The following is an 18,362-nucleotide window of genomic DNA, read 5'->3' on the forward strand; positions in this document are numbered from 1 at the left end:
AAATAAAAAAAATTGCTTTACATTATAAGCATTTTTCTAATAGAATAAAGGAGAATCCAAAATAAAGGAGAGATATTATGGGAGCAGTCGATTTACCCAAAAGTCCTAATGTTTTTCATCCGGAAAAGCCAAGTGCCGTCGGTTCACGTAATTCTTTGGCCCAGGAGTTTCGTGATCAGCAGGCGGAGGTTGATCTTCTTTTAAGTGAAGAAGTCGATAAGGTAATGAACCATCTTGCATCAAAACTTCCAAAAGAGGTTTTGGAGCGTGTTGATATCATGGGTGGTATAAAGGAGAAACTTTTCAATTACTTCAATCAAAATTACCAGAACATGTTCAACAGGTACCTGACGACGTCGGAAGATGAAATGGTCAAAAAGGTGCGTAATTTCGTGGATAAGGAAGAGATGAAAGCCCTTGCCCGTTATACGCCGAAAGAGATCGCCGCCTTGCTTGATCAGATCGGCGGTATTGACAAATTCAATACCGGTGAGATCGAGAAATCAATAGTCAACATGTACGGGCACCTTCAGGGCCACCTCCAGCGGGGTGTCAATGATCTCGAAAACCTTACCAATTCAATCCTCAGGCAAAAAACGGATGTCGGTGCGTTTATCAGAGGTGAAAACGCGTACTCGATCGTCAAGTGCGGTTTCAAGGATAATATTTTCAAGCCGAAAACCGTCACTGACGTCAAACTTTCGGTCAATATTTTAGACTCGGAACTGATAAGTCCTATCTTTCACTATCAGGTAACCGTCGAGTTTCTCATCAAAGACCTCATTTCCAAACACATCATGGATGCCATCGATAAAGAAATCGAGAAACTCAAGGATCAGCTTGTCGATGAAGGCAAGGAAGAATTGACGGATAGTGAAATCATTTTCCAGAAAATGAAAAAAGTGGACAATTATACGGACGACGATATTGAAAATCCAAAATCTAAGCGATACAGTCTCATCGGAAAACATTTAATCGATAGAATTGAAGGATTACGGGCAGAAATAGACCCTGATGAGTTCGATCCGCTCAATATCAGGGAAAACCTGAAAAAAATTATCGATCTGGAAAACATAAGGAACAGGGGATTCAATACAGCAATCAATTCAATTACATCAATTCTCGACACATCAAAGATGGGGTATCAGTATATCGAGAATATGAAGAACTCGAGAGAGCTTATATTGCGCGAATACGAAGATACGGATACGAAAAATCTGCCGGACGAACGATTCAAGATAAAAATGAAGTATTATGACAATGCGCAGCTTATCGAAGAAAGAAAAGCCTACGATGTCCAGATCAAATCGTTTGAGATCGAGGTACAGCATTTATGGGACGTTTTGGAAGTGGTGTACGAAGATTCCAAATTCCTCAAGGGAGTCGTCGATTTCAAGGATCTTGCGAAAAAATACAAGAACAAGATCAGACGAAGGATAAAAACCAAAACAGGCGATCCACTTTATGAAGACATCGACAAGGTCTGGGATGAAATCAGTTTCATAAAGGCGGCGGACACGGATGTCGAACGCATGAACAGAACGTACATATTCGAAAAGGACAAAATAAAGGACAGAATGATCATGATGCGCGATAAACTCAAAAATATGTATGAATATCGATATCCGAAATACAGGCGTGTTATGGAAGAACGGCTTGCTTTTCTCGAAAGCGAATTCCAGACATTCGACTACCTCATCAATCCCTATCATATCCAGCCCGGACTTCTTCTTGACGTCGACATCACCTCGATCAAGAAAAAGAAAGCCACGCTCGATGGTATGGCAAACGTTTTGAACGAGTTTCTCCATGGTGTTTCCAAAGGATTTCAGGATGCCGCATTCGCATCATTCTCGAGAAGAAGATCGACGGTAAGAGACGATATTTCACAATCATTTATGTCGGGTGAAGGGTATGAAGCTGAAACGAGTTCCACGGAAGATACAAGTTATTTCGGAATGATTCAGACCGAAACCTCGGAACACGAGCAGGTCAAAAAATCAACTCCCAGAAGAAGCACATCAAAAAAAGGACTCGTGGATTCCTCACGACAAAAAAGCAGGAAGCGACGCGGGAGGAATAAATCGGGATTAACAGAGATATAATTCAGTGAAACGTGATAATGGCGGCTCTCGAAAGAGAGCCGTCATTATAATATTAGGCTTCAGGAAAAGGATTGTCTATGGGAGAACTTAAATATCAATTTGATACGTTAAGCACGCGGGAAGGGTTTAATCAGTCCCTACGACATTTTAAACTCGTTCTCGAAATTATTAATGATTTTGAAAAAAACTATAATCTTGCCGATATAATGAATGAATTGATTACAGCAAAAAGAATTATTCCCACACAGATAAAACCGATTATCTTTTCCCTCCTCGTCGATAAATACGGGTATGCGTATTCATCGTACAATGTCGAAGATTCTATTGAAAAATTCGACGCTTTTGTCGATGAAGTTTCAAAATGGAAAGCAGTGGATATCGTGCTTGCCTATTTTCATCCGGAACTTGATGTCGTACCGATAAATCCCAAAAACCCGGCCCATTTTGAAGCAGTTCGGACATTAAAGAAAAACGAACTCGTCACTATTTTTGTCGGAGAGTTCAAGAAAACGGAAAAAAAGAAATTTTATGATGAAGTAATCGAATCGATAAAAAAGCTGCTTAAAGGAAAAACGTTGAAAGCGCCGCCTTCATTCAAGAAAGGTTCATATACATTCAAAAAATACAGAAAAATTGAGGAGATTGAAGAGGCAGAAGCTCCACCCCAACGAGCACCGAAAATCAAAAAAACAACCCGGTCAACCTATAAACCGGAACAAAAACAGGCCGTACAAAAAACCGCAGCGGAACAGGTGCAGCAAAAAGAGGGACCTCCCAAGCGGATGCGAATGACACCGATGTACGGCATTATTGTCACCAACGAACTCTTTCATAATGGAAACGTGGAAGCGTGGAAAAAAATAATCACCAGCTATGAACATACATATACCCAAAACAGGGTACTGGTTTTCTACGATGGTGAAAGGATCAATGACATCAACACACTTTTTAAATGGGGTAAAGTAAAGCGCGGTACGGCAATCATGATTTCCGTTGTCGGTGAAGCGATCGCCGATGTTGCTAAACTAAAGCGCTATCTCATGCAGGGTGCAAGCCACAGGTTCGAAGATTTTCTGCATGGACCGCCCAATCAGATACTCAAACTTTTCTGATGGTTTTTATTCAAATTGAAAGAAGAGAGGGTCATTATGAAAGAACATATCCATTTTTTTAAGAAAGGTGAATATATCAAGGACGATGCCATTCTGGATAAAATTGGCATCAGGGGAAGAAGGGCGATGGAACTTGCTTCATTATCGCTTCCTATTCTTCCCGGTTTTATTATTGATTCGGAAATTGCCTCACATCTAAAAAACGATTCTCTGGAAAAACATCTGATACCGTATCTGGACAGATTGAAAAAGGAACGGGGGCGGGCATTCGGCGATCCTGAAAATCCAATGCTGCTGAAAATTGTTATCAGCCCGAATCTTGCCGTCGCCCACTATCCGACGCTTCATAATTACGGTTTGACGGCGAAAACAATCGAAGGGTTCAATAAGTTTGTCGGAGCGCATTTCGGATTTCATGAAGTGCAGTTTTTGATAAAGGGAAATCTCGAACTTGAATTACGGATTGCAGAACTTGAAAAGCGGACGAACGATTACAAAGATATTCAGAAACTTATATCACAACTCAAAAAAGAGTTGTCGTCATCGGAGAGTACCTCAAAAGAAAAGAAAAATCTGGAGAATTATCTGGCATATCTTCCGAAAGGTTTTTTTGACGATCCGATTCATCAGCTGGCGATTGCCATCAAGCGGATCAGTCATATGTTCGATATCGATGAAATGGACGATGACGATACTGCAATCCTGATTCAACCGATGGTGTACGGGAATTACGGCGAAGACTCATCGAGCGGTAATTTTTTCACCCGCAATGTCGTCACCGGGGACAAAGTCCTTCAGGGTGATTTTTACCAGAACGAGTTCGATACGATCGGATCAAAGGGGAAGGACATCAATAATATCGGGGTCAAATATCTCAAAGAACTCCAGAAAATAGCTGAAGCGATCGAAGACCATTTCAAGGAAATCAGACATATCAGATTCACCATCGAGGATAAAGTCCTCTGGCTTATCGAACAGCGAGCCGTCGTCGATAAATCGACTCAAGCGGATCTCCAGCTTCTTCTTCAGCTGCTCAATAAAAAGGTCATCGACGATAAATATGTCATATCGAATATAAAAACTCACCAGCTTTACGAAATACTTCATCCGGTCGTCGATATAAACTCGACAAAGAAACTCAAGAAATTAAAGGGAGGCATTTCAGGCGCTCCGGGAGCGGCGATCGGGAAGGTTTATTTTTCGACGGACGAACTCCTTGATGCGTATAAAATGGCCCAGCAATGCGGTGAAGATACACGCTTTATTTTATGTCTCGAAGCTTCGTTTGCCGAGGACGTCAAGGCGATTGAAGTGGGAACGGGAGTCCTCTCCTCGGAAGGAGGATATGCCGCGCATGCATCGGTTGTCGCACGGCAATACGGAAAGATATCCCTTGTCAAGCCGGAGATGAAAATAAGCGGCAAAAAAGCGACGATCGGAAATACGGTCATTAAACAGGGAGATTACGTTACCCTGAGTGTGCCGAATTACGGGGAACCGACACTCTATCTCGGTAAGGCCGAACTAATCGAACCCGACCCCAAAAAATCGGGATTGCTCGATTTGATCGGGATTGTGAAGGGAGGCATCAAGGATTTTCATGTGAGGGCGAATGCCGATTCGCCGAGGGATGCGGAACTCGCGCGCACGTTCGGTGCAACCGGTATCGGTCTCTGCAGAACGGAGCATATGTTCTTTCATGAAAAAAGGATAAACGAGTTCAGGTCAATGATCATCTCCGATTCGAAAAAAGAGCGTATAAAAGCATTATTACGACTCAAATCGATGCAGCAGACTGATTTCTATAAACTGTTCAAAATCATGGAAGGATACCCGGTGACGATACGTCTTCTCGATGCACCGTTGCATGAGTTCCTTCCACATAACCCCGCGGAAATGAGTGATTTTATCGCTTTCCTTAATGTGGGAAAGACGCCCGCTCAGCGTATTTCCGAAAAAGAGGTCCGTTCGCGATGTGACGGTTTGAGTGAGTTCAATCCGATGCTCGGTCACAGGGGATGCCGAATCGCGATTTCATATCCCGAAATATATGAAATGCAGGTCACGGCCATTTTCGAGGCGGTATACAAACTCCAGAAAGAAAAAATCAAGGTCGAACCTGAAATTATGGTTCCGCTAATCATGAACGAGAGGGAATTGAAGATTATTATGTACGGCAAGAATATCGAGGGACAGTCCATCAAGGGCCTTATCGATATCGAAAAAGAGGTGAGAAAAAACATGGACGCCCGCCCGATCGATTATAAAATCGGGACGATGATCGAGCTTCCGTGCGCCGCCCTGAGTGCAGATGAAATCGCCCGCTATGCCGAGTTCTTTTCTTTCGGGACGAACGACCTTACGCAGACGACGATCGGTCTTTCACGAGACGATTTCAATACGTTTATGCCCGACTATACCCTGTTCGACATCCTGGACGGAAATCCATTCCAGATGCTGAACAGAAGCGTAAAGGAACTCGTCAGTACGGCGGCAAAACGAGGCAAGATGACGCGGCCGAATCTCAAACTGGGACTTTGCGGCGAGCACGGCGCGATTCCGGAAAATATCAGGTTCTGTATGGAGACAGGTCTGAGTTATGTATCGTGTTCCGCCTATTCCGTCCCGGTAGCCAGTCTTGCCGTCGCTCAGCTTAATATTGAAAAGGAACGTGGATAGCAACACGAAATCACTGTCATCATAAGGCCGTTTAATTAAAGACGGCCTTTTTTTTCGGAAGCGAACGTTTTGGTCGGGTATGCTCATCAACCTGCCGCTAATAGTTCCATTCCCTGCAGTCTTCGAGTAACGGTTGGATAGCCTGGACCGCTCTTTGAGCATCATCAGACGGGATAAGTGATTCATGGATGAGTGTTTTTTCGATAAACTGCCGCAATACAAACGAGATATTATCGGTATCGAAAAAGATAAAGGCACAATCTTCCCCGTTCGATCTATTGATAGAAAAAGATGAATATTCGAGGACGGGTTTGGAGCTGATCATTATGCGCGCGTTCGTTTTTGCCTTTATTGCGGTCAATTCGTCAAAACGATGCGGTATTCGTTCATGATCATCCCGTGAAACGGGTTCACGTGTTTTGTGTTCGTATGTTTCCGGTTCGACAAGGATGAATATCTTTTTAGCGTGTGCCATGAACGTAAGTCCTTTTTCAGAGTGGTATATGTTTGTCGCATTATAATAAGAGATGATCTGAATGCGGGAATAATGCGTAAATGAGTTCACCTGAACGATGATAATTGTTCCTTTTTCGGCCGGAATATTGTTTTCACTATATGCCTGAAAAAGATCACTCGCCTTGATACTCACCGGTTATCTCTCCTTTTCGTCCACTAAAGAATTATAATTTTTTACTTATTTTCTTTCAAGTTCCTAAAACATTCGTCACTTTCGGTAAAAAAAGGCAACACAACCAAGAATACAAAGCGACCTCAATTATTGTTCCTGTATTCTTCAGCGCGTCTGAAGAATTTTTCCGCAAACGCCCTGTTACCCATCTTCCGATATATCGTCCCTAGATTTTTATACGCCTGCCAGTGTTTGGGGTATTTCGCGATGACCTCGCGGAATGAGGCAATTGCAGGTTCATAATCCTTGTTTCTGCCGTAAAGGACCCCGAGTATGAGATGTATATTCGTGTTATCCTTAAAAAAACGCAGCGCCTTTTTAAGAAGCTCGATTGCGTATTTACGCCTGTTTGTGTTTTCAAGACAAAAAATAAGGGCTCTGAGATATTCGAGTGAGTCGGGTTTCCCGCGAAGTAGCTCACGAAAGAGAAGGGTCGCTTCCTCGAATTTCTCCATTTTTATATAACAATTGCCGAGAGTTTTTTTCAAGCCTTCATTGTTTTTTACAAGCGGGATGAGGCATAGAAGTTCCTTGATCGCCATTCCATTGTTGTTCAATTTTAACAGCAGTTTTACATATTCTTTTCTCGTTTCGATGTCATCGGGAAAGACCTTACAATAAGCGGCGAATGCCTTTTTTGCTTTTTTGTTCTCATTGAGACGTTGATAGACATCGATGAGTAATTCCAAGGCCAATTTATCTTCCGGTTCCAATTTCAGAATGCGAAGAAGCCAGCTTTCGGCAAGATCGGGAAGATCAACTTCGAGGTAGGCCATACTCAAAGCCTTCATGAGATTGATATCGGGACCATGAATCCGTATTTGATCCTGAAGAAGCTTCAGAATATCCTGGGAATTCTCGCCGATTTCCGAAAGGCATAGTGCATAGAAATAGGAAGCGATCCTGTCTTCGGGATTGATCCGCTGTATTCTTTTAATGATATGCAGCAGTTCTTCATGTTCTTCGAGTTCCCATAGAATCGAGGCGAGTCCGTAGTATAATTCACTTTTGTTTTTTTCGCGTTCGATGGCGCGAAGGTAATGGTTTTTCGCTTTGCCAAGGTCTCCTAGTTTTTTATAGCTTTCTGCAATCACCGCGTGAATTTCGATGTCACCGTAATTTTCCTTGAGGATTTCCTTCCCGTAATCAATCGCTTTCCGGAACTCTCCTTTTTTAAAATGACTCATAGTGATAAACCGGAGAAGCCGATGGGGATCATTCGTCAGAACGTTACCTTGATCGAAATGAAGCTGAAAGTTCGCCATTTCTTTCTGCGCATCCGATCTGTTGCCGATTTTCAGCAGCGTGACGGCTTTTTGGAGTTTGAGAAACTCATCATCCGGAGACATCCTGGACGCGATATCGTAGTGATACAGCGCCTGTTTGTTATCGCCCAGAAAACGGTAAATTCGTGCGAGATAGATGTGAGGAAGAATATTGCCCTGTTTATGCTTGATGAGATATTCGAATATTTCGGCGGCATCGTGTAATGCATTACGCTGAAAAAGTTTGATCGCCTTTATAAGGAGGGCATTGAGGTAACCGTTCATAATATTACGGTTTTGAGGATCGTATTTAAGGGCATCCTCAAAATAAGTGACCGCGATTTCAGGTTTACGCGCTTTGAGAAACGCCAGTCCGATAAAACTGAGTGCGGGGAAATAGTACGGCGAATTCTTGATATCCAAAACGGGTTTGAGGTACTGGACGGCTCGTTTGAAAAGACCGAGTGCGAGGTAGGTTCTCCCCAAGAAGAAATGCCCGCTCAGTGAATCGGGATTCACTTTCAGGAAAAACTCGTATACCGCTATCGCCCTGTTGAAATCGCCCAGGGCATGATAACTTCTGCCGAGATAAAGGAGGACTTTCGGGGGGTAGTCATAGTTGGTGATAATCTCAGTGAGTACGGCAACGGCGGTATTGTAATCCCGCTTTCGTCCGGCTTCGAGGGCGTCCTTGAATAACTGGTCGATCGGCTTTATTGCCATATGCTTTCCACTATATCGTTGGTATCGAACAAAACGAAATCATACATCAGTATAAATGATTGTCGTATGGATATACAATCACTTTTTTGGAAGAAGCGGGATAAAGTGAATGATGATAAAAAAGGCTTTGACAAAACCCGTTCTTTTTTGTTTTATATTCACATGGAAACACGTAACATTTTTCTGAATATCTCACCGCTCGATCACCGGTATTCTCTTTCAGAGAAAACGGCATTTGACGAACTGTCACGCTACCTGAGTGAGGAAGCGGGGATCCGGTATTGCATCTTTGTCGAATGCGCCCTTCTCAAGGCCCTGATCAACCTCGATAACGGATTGAATGATAAACCGCGGCTTGCCGAAGAAATAGGGGATATCGTCAAAAAAATCGATCCGCAGGAGGTCTATGACGAAGAGGCACGGACCCATCATAATATCAGGGCGCTTGTCAATGTGATAAAGAATAAAGTACCTGAAAAAGTAAGGCACCTGGTACATTTGGGAGCGACCTCACAGGATATTCTCGATACAGCTCACTCGATGAGGATCAGGGATACCCTCAGAAAAGTGGTCCTTCCGCTTCTGGTCAGAGTCGAGGAAACGCTTATCGGACTTACGGAAAAAAATGCCGAAACACCGCAGATAGGTCGTACCCACGGTCAGTATGCGGTCCCGATTACCTTTGGATTCGCACTTTCCTCGTTTGTGTCACGGCTGGGAAAATCAATAGAGAAGATGTTTTCCCTTTCAAATGATCTTCGGGGAAAGCTGTCGGGGGCGGTCGGCGCCTATAATGCGACAAGTTTGATCACGGGAGAACCGGAAACCCTGGAATCACGGGTTTTAGAAGAATGCGGTCTCAAACCATCGGAACACGCCACACAAATTATCGAAAGTGAATATCTTCTTCGCCTGCTTCTTGAAATGAATATCGCTTTCGGGATTGTCGCGAATCTGGCGGATGATCTCAGAAACCTTCAGCGTTCGGAAATAGGGGAGATCAGGGAAGCTTTTACAAAAGACCAGGTCGGTTCGTCGACCATGCCGCAGAAAAGGAACCCTTGGAACTCCGAGCATATAAAAAGCTTGTGGAAGGCGTTCGCGCCCCGGGTCATGACCTTTTTTATGGATCAGATTTCGGAGCATCAACGGGATCTGACCAATTCGGCATCGGCCCGTTTTATTGCGGATTTTATTGCGGGCTTTACCGCTGCCGCGCAAAGGCTGTTGAAAGTGTTATCTTCTCTGTCCGTTAACCCGGAAATAATGAAAGACAACCTCGAGAAAGCGGGAGAAATGGCGCTCGCCGAACCGGTATACATTCTCCTTTCACTTGGCGGTGAACCGGATGCGCATGAGATTGTCAGAAAGCTGACATTGGCATGTGAAAAAGAGGGGAAACGGCTTGTCGAACTTCTCGAATCGGATGAACATGTATGGGAAATCATAAAATCTCAACTGGCATATGTGGGCATTAGCGATCCGCATACATTTTTCTCAGAAACACAGAGGTACAGGGGCAAAGCCGTTGAAAAAGCAATAACCCTGGCGCACTTCTATCGAAGCAAGATGGAATCAATAAATAAGGCGCTGTAAAGCAAGGAAACGTTATGGACAACATAGACAGTGTGGCAATACTCGATTGCGGCGGCCAGTACACTAAAGTGATCGATAGAAAAGTCCGAGAGCATTCGGTCAAATCGGATATTTTCCCCCTTGATGTGGAATCGGAAAAACTTGGATCATACCGTGGTATTATCATTTCAGGCGGACCGGAAAGCGTCTGGTCCGATACGAGCCTTTCGTATGATGCAGGTATATTCGGACTCGGCATTCCCGTCCTCGGTATCTGTTATGGTATGCACCTAATCAACAATCATTTTCATGGTGTCGTCAAACCGGGTATAAAAAACGAATACGGCCAGACGACGATCAAAGTAGATACGGCATGCCCCCTGTTTTCCGGACTAAAAAAAGAACAAACCGTCCTGATGAGTCACGGCGATTCGGTGTTGACCCTTGCGCCTGATTTTATTTCGTGCGCCACCTCGGAGCATGTCATTGCCGCCATGTATAACAGCCGGTTATCGATTTACGGCGTACAGTTTCATCCCGAAGTCGATCTGACGGCATCGGGAAAAGAAATGATGAGTAATTTCCTTCATACCATATGCGGATTAAGCGGCAATTACATTCTTGAAGACCGTATCAGGCAGGCGATCGGAAAAATCAGGGAACAGGTGGGAAAGAACAAGGTGCTCGTTCTGGTAAGCGGCGGTGTCGATTCGGCAGTCAGCGCGGCACTTCTCGTCAAGGCATTGAAGCCGGAGAAGGTTTACGGGATTCATATCGACCACGGTTTTATGAGGAAGAACGAAAGTGATCTTATTTGCAGAAGCCTGAGCAGTCTCGGATTGAGGCATCTCGACCGTGTCGATGCGCATGAACTATTTCTCGACACCCCTGTACAGATCGAAGGGAAAACGTACGGACCGCTTAAAACGGTTACCGATCCTGAAATAAAGCGGAACATAATCGGACATCTTTTTATCGAAGTATTGAAAAAGGAAATAGAAAAACTCGGTCTCGATCCCTCGGATACCTTTATCGCGCAGGGGACCCTCCGTCCCGATCTTATCGAAAGCGGAAACCCGATGGTCTCGAGTTATGCCCATAAAATCAAAACCCATCACAATGATGTTCAGATTATCAGGCGAGCCCGTGAAAAGGGACTCGTCGTGGAGACTAACTGGGACTGGCACAAGGATGAGGTGAGGGAAGTGGCGAGGAGACTCGGTATAAGCGAAACAATCGCCGGGCGGCAGCCGTTTCCCGGTCCGGGTCTTGCCATCCGCTATCTCTGTTACGAACATGAAGGACAAGGCGTTAGTGATAAAGAAAACGACCGGTTCTTTCGATTACTCGGGGAGGAGGGGTGGTCTTCCGGGGGATGTATCGTCCCGTTACGTACCGTGGGCGTTCAGGGCGATTGCAGAAGCTACCGCTATCTCGCCGTTTTATCGGGAAACACCGAAAAACCGGATTGGGGAACGCTGTATCGACTCGGTACGATTATTCCCAATAAACTCGAGTTTATCAACAGGGTCGCGTTTTCACTCAACAAGAAGGTTTCGGCATCCGATATAAGGTGCCGGCCGGTCTATCTATCGAAGGAGAATCTCGATCTCTTGCGTGAAATCGATATTATCGTCCGGAAGTATCTTGAAAGGGAACCAATAAGCCAGGTATTCGCCGTCCTTCTTCCGGCAGGTGTTAAGAAACCGTTTTCGGCTGCCATAAGAGCATTCGTGACCAACGATTATATGACGGGCCGTTCAGCCGTCATCGATCGTGATATCCCGTCCGATGTCATAAACGCAGCGGTAAAGGAAATCGAAAGCGCTTTCCCGGAAATCGATCTGGTTCTTTATGACGTGACGGGCAAACCCCCGGCGACGGTCGAATGGGAATAGGGGAATAATCATTTGACAAATCTACTTCGGGTTTTTAAAATACATGTATGATACACAGACAAAATTTCATAGTGATGATTATAGTCCTTTGTTTCATAAGTGCGTTTGCTTTATGTGAAGAGACCATGTCCGTGAAATACATCATTACCGTTTTGGAACTCGAGAGTGAGAACCTATCCAAGACGGAAAGAACCATTATCGAGGATTTCATTACGACGAAAATTATAAATTCCGCTATGTTCACCGTCATTGACAGAAAACAACGGAACGTACTCCTCGATGAAATAGAGTTCTCTTTGAGTGAATGTTCGGATGAATCATGTCAGATCCAGCTCGGCAAACTACTTTCGGCGGACAAGATTATCGTGGGAAACCTCAATAAAATAGAGGAAATATATATTCTCAACCTCAAACAGATCGACGTTGAAACCGGTATAACCATCAGTTCATTTTCCGAACAATACGCCTCGATAAGTGAAATTATCGAGAAAACGGATAATATCATTTATACCTTTCTGCTGAAAACGGGCCAGTTCGAGAATCCGGCGGATAAACAGGATGAGGCTGTCGTGAAAATAATCAATGAATTATCGCATCTCACGCTCTCTCAAATGGTTAAAAAGGATATATCGGAAATGGATTTATATTCCATCGGGATAACGAGCAGAATGTATATTTATAAAGAAGTCAAGAAAAACAACGCGTGGCTTTTTTGTCTGGGGAATATTATCCCGGGTCTGGGAAGCGCCCTCCAGGGAGATCATCTCTGGGCCCTGTACCAGGGCGGTTCTTTTCTTATCATGATCGTGGCTGCCATGATCGATATAAATAACGATACTCCGACCGAAACTACCGGCCCAGAGCCGTGGAGACTGGCACTCATGCTAAACGGGGGCTTTGCCGCCCTTTCGGGATTCATCACCCCATGGCTTTATGAAAATAATTACAACAACCGGCTAAAGAAAAAGCTGGGTATCCCCTGAGCGACGGCAGATGGCTGAACAATAGTATCATCTTCAAGCGCCTTTGATGGATCGGCAATGGCTATTTGGTGATGTGAAGCGAATAATCGATTGTTCCATCGATCAGCAGAGCATTTATGATCAGATCATTTATACCCGCAATGACATACTTTGAAGGGATCAGATGAATAAATCTTACGGAACATTACTCTTTTTCCATACGGAATATATGGTAAGCAGGAAAATAAAGCATTCGATGATATCAGCGGTTGAGAATCGCGTTAATTTTATTAACGATTTTGTCCGCATCAAGCGGTTTTGCGGCATACGCCTCGATCGCCATACCGGAAGTATCGTTCGAAAATGTCGCCGCGACAGCGACATTTTCGAGGAGAATGATCGGCGTCGTGTTTCCCTTTGAAAACAATTCTTTGCCAAGGAGAATACCGTCTTCCGGTGCTTTGAGTGTGACATCCAAAAGGATTATATCAGGCTTTTCCGACGAAGCCGCAGCAAGTCCGTCCTCTTTCGTCTGCGCCCCTATAACCTCGAAGCCGGCTTTTTTTAAAAATGCACCTGTTGTATCGATAAAGCCCTGATCGTCGTCAACTATTAGCACTTTTGCCATAAGATTCTCCTCATGAACTTGTTTGTCACCTCAACCCCTCCTTAATGTCTTCTGTCTGTGAGGTATATGGAGTTATATCACGCATACACCTTCTGTGTCAAGTTACTTTCCCTAATTTAAATCATTATAACAGAAAGGATTAGGAGAGAAGAGGGGGGGATTTTATTTGATTTTTTTTGAATATCAATATACTTTGAACAGACAGGTAATTTCAATAGAACATCGCATGATTACCGAGTAAGTCCGGAGAGATTCGTGCGGTATTCCTTTATACGCCGGACCCCCTCTTCCATTTTTGCTTTCTCGAAAAACCCGATTGCGTTTTCGAGTTCATTTTCCGCTTCCCGAAGCTTTCCCTGTTCGATATACACCGAAACAAGTAAAAGCCGGATATCCGGATCATACGCATCGATTGTCTTCGCCCTCGAAAACATTACAGCTGCGGCCCCATAATCTCCCGTATACGCAAGGGCATTCCCGAGTTTTGAAAGAAGATCGATCGAACCGGGATTTTTTTCCATCAGGATATTATATCCCGCGATCGCCTTTTTCAAATGGTCGAAACTTTCCCGGTAGTTTCCCTCATTGAAAAGTATCACTCCGATATTGTAATGGATATCGGAGACATCGATGTGCACATCGGCTTGTTCATTATAGGCGATCGCCGATTTTCCAGCCCGGACGACTCCGTCCCATTCTTCGATTTCCGCATAGATTTCGCCGATCCGGTCGTATATCGGTATCGATAATTCGGGGCACCTGCTGATTGCCGCATTTAATGCCGCAATGGAGGAGGTGATATTGCCGGTTTCCTTTAATCGATCGGCCTTACGGATCATTTCACCCGCTGCCGCGGTCCGCGAACGAACCATAAAAAAGGGGCCCTCAAGCATATCGACCGGTGCATAATCATCCGTCAGGATAAGATTACCGTATCTGGTACGCGCGATCTCGTCGTTAGCCAGTATCCAGAGATCGACATCATCGAGTTCCTGATCGGTTTTCAGACGAATAATGTCGAGTTTTTGTCCGCTTCCGATAACGACAAAATTTCGGCCGGTAAAATAAGTTTTGTATTCCGATACGACATATACATACGGGAACGTCTGCCGCATTGTGTGAACGTAACTTCCCAAAAGCCTTCCTTTCGGATAAACATCGGGAATATTTACGACATAAAGGCCTTGTGGCGAAAGAATATCCGCTAAAGCATCGTTACATTCTTTGGTGACGAGTTGAAAAGGAATAAAAGAAGCGCCGAAAGCATCGCCGAATACGACATCATAGCTTACATGGGTATTGGCTAATACTGCTCCTTCTAACAGGGCATTTATATAATGACGGGCGTCCATGGTGACGGTCGCGATACCGGATCCTTCCGAAAAGCCGAACGCGGTTTTCGCTGCCTTCGTTACCGCCGGATCGATTTCAACGACATCGATTCGCGAGCCGGGATAACGGGCAGCCAGATAGCGGGGAAAGACATACCCGCCGCCGCCGATCGAGAGAAAGGAAAGGGGAGTGCGGCTGTTTGAAACCATGCTCGCTGCGGCGGCGAAAATTTTCGTGTAAACAAATTGAAGATCATCCGGAGCATCCATATTGATTTTACTGTGTGTTTTTAAATCATCCTGTGTAAACGTACGGATATCCGGATTTTCCGAAATCCGTTCGACCGCGATATAACAATAATCGCTTTCATCCTCGTAAAGAATGTTGTCGTTTTTTACCTCACGCAGGGAAAGAAAAATCCCGGCAGCGGCCCATGAACTCCCCGTATTACCGAAAAATAAAAAAATGAAAAAAACACCGGCCCAGACGTATAAACCCCAGAACTTGTACCAGTATAAAATGCCGGCTGCAAGAAGCACGCCGCCGGTCATCCAGACAATGGTATGCGTCCCCAGCCAGGAAATAAGGAAAAATCCGGCGAGGAAGGTCCCGATAATACTCCCACCGGCACTCCAGGCATAGACAATCCCGAGGGTTCTCCCTTTCGGATGTCCCCGATCCAGGGCCGTTTTAGCGACAACCGGGCTGATTGTTCCAAGCAGAGCGGACGGAATGAAAAAAACGCCTGCGACATGGAGAAAAACACGTAACGGCCATGGAAATTGCCAGAGCCACCGCCATGCCCCGATTCCCGCGTTGGCCGCGATAATGAGAACACAGGCCGCGGATGAAAAAGCGAAAAGAACGGCAAGCGTCTTTTGGGGCGGGTATTTATCCGCAAGCCGTCCGCCTATATAATTGCCCAAGGTAATACCCCCCAAAACAACGCCGATTACCGAGGTCCAAACATATAATGTCGCACCGAGGTATCGGGCGAGGAGCCTGCCGGCGACAATTTCCATGATCATGATACAGGCACTCGAAAGACATACGGTGATGCAGGGAATGACAAGCGAGCGTGACTGTTCTTTCTTTTTTTTCATAGGGATATAAGTATAGCGCAATTATGGTTTCGGGGCAAGAATCTCGGTAACGGCGAACATCCCGGCGTTCAGGGATCGAGATATCCGGTTATGGGAGTGACGCCACGTAGTCACGCACGAATTTCTTATATGTATCATAGGCGGGAATTTCTTCGAGCGCCTTCATTAACCCGATATCGAAGTTTTTCCGTTCGGATTCATACCATTTATATTCGTCGATAAAATGCCCAAAAGCCCGGTTGGTAAAATCGAGAAACCTACTGTCACGTTCCCCATTGTCGGGAATCGCTTCAAACACACCGGTAAACAATTCAAGCCACAAAAGCTTCGCCCGAGCCAGAAAAATATGCTTTTCAAGTCCGCCGATTAAAAACCACTCGATGATGATCCATTTGTTGAAAAGATCGTTTTTATTCCGGAGGAGGTCCTTGTTCGAGTGTTCGGAATCCACCATCGATTTATTGATGCCGATAAAACCACCACGCAGCGCCTCATTCATTTTTTTGACGATCGCAAGCTGATCGACGGGACTTACCGATCCATCGATGACGCCGATATCCATGACGGGCGATGTTTTTCTGACGGGACCCCTCGCAAACGACACCGCCTTGTTCACGAGAATCTCTTCGGCGCACAGCACATTTTCCGCGGTAACGGCGGGCGGCACATCGGTCCTCAGACTGATACTCGAATAGGAGAAGTACCGGCCGTCTTCCGAAAGCGGTCCGAGGGCGATAATCGAACCTGAGAGGGTGATACCGATACATGCCGATGGATTATCGCATGAAACGGAATGAACCTTTTTAAGGTTGTATCGGTCGAGAAGTTTATCGAACAGCCCGCGTTTGGTAAGCCATGCCTCGACGATTTTCAAAAGCGAGGCTTCCGTGTCGGGCAGCGACGATTCATGAATCAGGTACCGCAACTGTAAAAACACTTTTTCGGGAATTGTCTCCTTGAACTCATCGATCCTGAAAAAACTTTTCATATACCCGCTCCTCCTTTACCGACGCCCGTTCATTTTACTTTATTTTTATTCGATGTTCAAGAAGAAAAGAGTAACCGGTCACAATGCTTTTTAGAAAAAGTAAATTATAAAAAAAGGGTGCCCGTTATGCAACGGCACCCCTCTATTTTTATACGTATATCAGTGTCATTTCAAGCCGGTAGTAAAAAATATCGATAACCGGCTTAATGATTATCCTGCCGACAACCGGTCAGAAATCGCATGAAACAATACCCACATAACACTGGGCAATCCGCAGGGCGTCGACGATATTGACGTTACCGTCGCGGGTGACATCCGCGGCAGCCGGATTAAAATTGGAGGGATTGAGACCGACGGAGTACTGTGCGACCATGAGTGCATCCACGATATCGATACTCCCGCTCGAGTTCACGTCCCCGAGGGTGACGGATGGGGGATTCGTTACCGACGGCGGGTTTGTCTGTGCCGGGGGATTGGTCGGGCTGCTTCCCGAAAGAATCTGACTCAGCGCCGCGTACCATTTATCGGCTATTTTCCGGTCACCGGAATCGTTCGGATGAACGCCGTCATAGGTGTCGGCGGTCACCGAAAATCCCGTCCACTGGTCGACGATCGTGATCGGTGATTGCGAGGTCGACTTCCCGCTTGCCCAGCCGGGAAGCGAATTGTTCAGGGTAATCACCCGCTGGTCGCAATCGGAACAGGATCTCGACGGATCCATGGGGATAATTTTTGCAACGAGGATTTTCATATTCGGATTATTCGATCTCATCTGGTCCACCATTTTGCCGAATGCTGCCAGTATGACCGAATTGTCACGCGCACTCCAGCAGTCGTTTGTCCCGAAATGCATGAGAACGATATCGGGGTTTGTCGACGAAAGCCAGCCCACAAGCTGGTTCTGGTCCGCCACATTGGTGGCAAGCGCCCCGCCGTGTCCTTCATTATCGCCGTCGTGTTCGATTCCGCACCCCTGCGGGGGGAGTGTCCCGACAAAGTCGATGTCGGTGTAGCCGTTATTCTGAAGCTCCTGCCACAATCTGGCGCGCCAGCACCCGGGTGAACCGGTAATCGAATCCCCGAGGGGCATAATCCGCGTCGGCGCAGCGGAAATCATCGTTATCGAGAAAAGAAAGAAGCAGACGATAAGCAACATTGTCCTGATACGTTTTTTTTGATTCATATATTTCTCCTTGTTTCATTTTTTTATTGAATATACCCTGATGATACACGGATATCATATCACAGAAGGCCTCTCATGTAAAGTAAATAAACCGGTTTATTAGAGAAGCCATTGCAGGGGG

General features: G+C 45.4%; 12 protein-coding genes. 6 read left to right on the forward strand and 6 right to left on the reverse strand.

Features of this window, described 5'->3' with window-relative positions; translation table 11 throughout:
- Positions 1–77: 77 nt before the first annotated feature.
- The 3 genes from JW881_00925 (at position 78) to JW881_00935 (ending at position 5,896) form a co-directional block, all read left to right on the forward strand.
- Positions 78–2,105, forward strand: a complete 2,028-nt coding sequence (locus JW881_00925; GenBank protein ID MBN1696048.1) for a cytochrome C oxidase subunit II — start codon at positions 78–80, stop codon at positions 2,103–2,105.
- A 77-nt stretch (positions 2,106–2,182) separates the two neighbouring features.
- A complete protein-coding gene (locus tag JW881_00930; protein ID MBN1696049.1) occupies positions 2,183–3,217 on the forward strand; it encodes a hypothetical protein in 1,035 nt (344 codons plus the stop codon).
- 36 nt (positions 3,218–3,253) lie between these two features.
- Positions 3,254–5,896 (forward strand): pyruvate, phosphate dikinase, encoded by a 2,643-nt coding sequence (locus tag JW881_00935; GenBank protein MBN1696050.1) that lies wholly within the window; start codon positions 3,254–3,256, stop codon positions 5,894–5,896.
- Positions 5,897–5,993: 97 nt separating this feature from the next.
- On the opposite strand, the gene JW881_00940 is transcribed toward JW881_00935, so the two are convergent.
- On the reverse strand, positions 5,994–6,545 hold the full coding sequence (locus tag JW881_00940) for a hypothetical protein (protein ID MBN1696051.1): 552 nt from the start codon (positions 6,543–6,545) through the stop codon (positions 5,994–5,996).
- A gap of 122 nt (positions 6,546–6,667) precedes the next feature.
- Entirely contained in the window at positions 6,668–8,572 is a 1,905-nt protein-coding gene (locus JW881_00945) for a tetratricopeptide repeat protein (GenBank protein MBN1696052.1), read from the reverse strand.
- 162 nt (positions 8,573–8,734) lie between these two features.
- On the opposite strand from JW881_00945, the gene JW881_00950 reads away from it, so the two are divergent.
- From JW881_00950 to JW881_00960, 3 genes are all read left to right on the forward strand, one after another.
- A complete protein-coding gene (locus JW881_00950; protein MBN1696053.1) occupies positions 8,735–10,168 on the forward strand; it encodes an adenylosuccinate lyase in 1,434 nt (477 codons plus the stop codon).
- A gap of 14 nt (positions 10,169–10,182) precedes the next feature.
- Positions 10,183–12,045: a glutamine-hydrolyzing GMP synthase gene (gene guaA / locus JW881_00955; GenBank protein ID MBN1696054.1), complete on the forward strand. Its 1,863-nt coding sequence runs from the start codon at positions 10,183–10,185 to the stop codon at positions 12,043–12,045.
- A gap of 131 nt (positions 12,046–12,176) precedes the next feature.
- The gene (locus tag JW881_00960) at positions 12,177–13,028 is read left to right on the forward strand and encodes a hypothetical protein (protein MBN1696055.1); all 852 of its coding nucleotides are present in this window, start codon (positions 12,177–12,179) and stop codon (positions 13,026–13,028) included.
- Between the two features lie 241 nt (positions 13,029–13,269).
- On the opposite strand, the gene JW881_00965 is transcribed toward JW881_00960, so the two are convergent.
- The 4 genes from JW881_00965 to JW881_00980 form a co-directional block, all read right to left on the reverse strand.
- On the reverse strand, positions 13,270–13,635 hold the full coding sequence (locus JW881_00965) for a response regulator (GenBank protein ID MBN1696056.1): 366 nt from the start codon (positions 13,633–13,635) through the stop codon (positions 13,270–13,272).
- A 230-nt stretch (positions 13,636–13,865) separates the two neighbouring features.
- Positions 13,866–16,070, reverse strand: a complete 2,205-nt coding sequence (locus tag JW881_00970) for a fused MFS/spermidine synthase (GenBank protein ID MBN1696057.1) — start codon at positions 16,068–16,070, stop codon at positions 13,866–13,868.
- 88 nt (positions 16,071–16,158) lie between these two features.
- Positions 16,159–17,058 (reverse strand): hypothetical protein, encoded by a 900-nt coding sequence (locus JW881_00975; GenBank protein MBN1696058.1) that lies wholly within the window; start codon positions 17,056–17,058, stop codon positions 16,159–16,161.
- Between the two features lie 229 nt (positions 17,059–17,287).
- Positions 17,288–18,241, reverse strand: coding sequence for a hypothetical protein (locus JW881_00980; GenBank protein MBN1696059.1), 954 nt, complete (start codon positions 18,239–18,241; stop codon positions 17,288–17,290).
- Positions 18,242–18,362 lie beyond the last annotated feature (121 nt).

The organism is Spirochaetales bacterium, assembly GCA_016930085.1.
Classification (GTDB): domain Bacteria; phylum Spirochaetota; class Spirochaetia; order SZUA-6; family JAFGRV01; genus JAFGHO01.

Coding starts and splice junctions, on each gene's coding strand:
- JW881_00970 (MBN1696057.1), bottom strand. CDS start 16,070: ATGAAAAAAAAGAAAGAACAGTCACGCTCGCTTGTCATTCCCTGCATC.
- JW881_00935 (MBN1696050.1), top strand. CDS start 3,254: ATGAAAGAACATATCCATTTTTTTAAGAAAGGTGAATATATCAAGGAC.
- JW881_00950 (MBN1696053.1), top strand. CDS start 8,735: ATGGAAACACGTAACATTTTTCTGAATATCTCACCGCTCGATCACCGG.
- JW881_00980 (MBN1696059.1), bottom strand. CDS start 18,241: ATGAATCAAAAAAAACGTATCAGGACAATGTTGCTTATCGTCTGCTTC.
- JW881_00945 (MBN1696052.1), bottom strand. CDS start 8,572: ATGGCAATAAAGCCGATCGACCAGTTATTCAAGGACGCCCTCGAAGCC.
- guaA (MBN1696054.1), top strand. CDS start 10,183: ATGGACAACATAGACAGTGTGGCAATACTCGATTGCGGCGGCCAGTAC.
- JW881_00965 (MBN1696056.1), bottom strand. CDS start 13,635: ATGGCAAAAGTGCTAATAGTTGACGACGATCAGGGCTTTATCGATACA.
- JW881_00975 (MBN1696058.1), bottom strand. CDS start 17,058: ATGAAAAGTTTTTTCAGGATCGATGAGTTCAAGGAGACAATTCCCGAA.
- JW881_00925 (MBN1696048.1), top strand. CDS start 78: ATGGGAGCAGTCGATTTACCCAAAAGTCCTAATGTTTTTCATCCGGAA.
- JW881_00930 (MBN1696049.1), top strand. CDS start 2,183: ATGGGAGAACTTAAATATCAATTTGATACGTTAAGCACGCGGGAAGGG.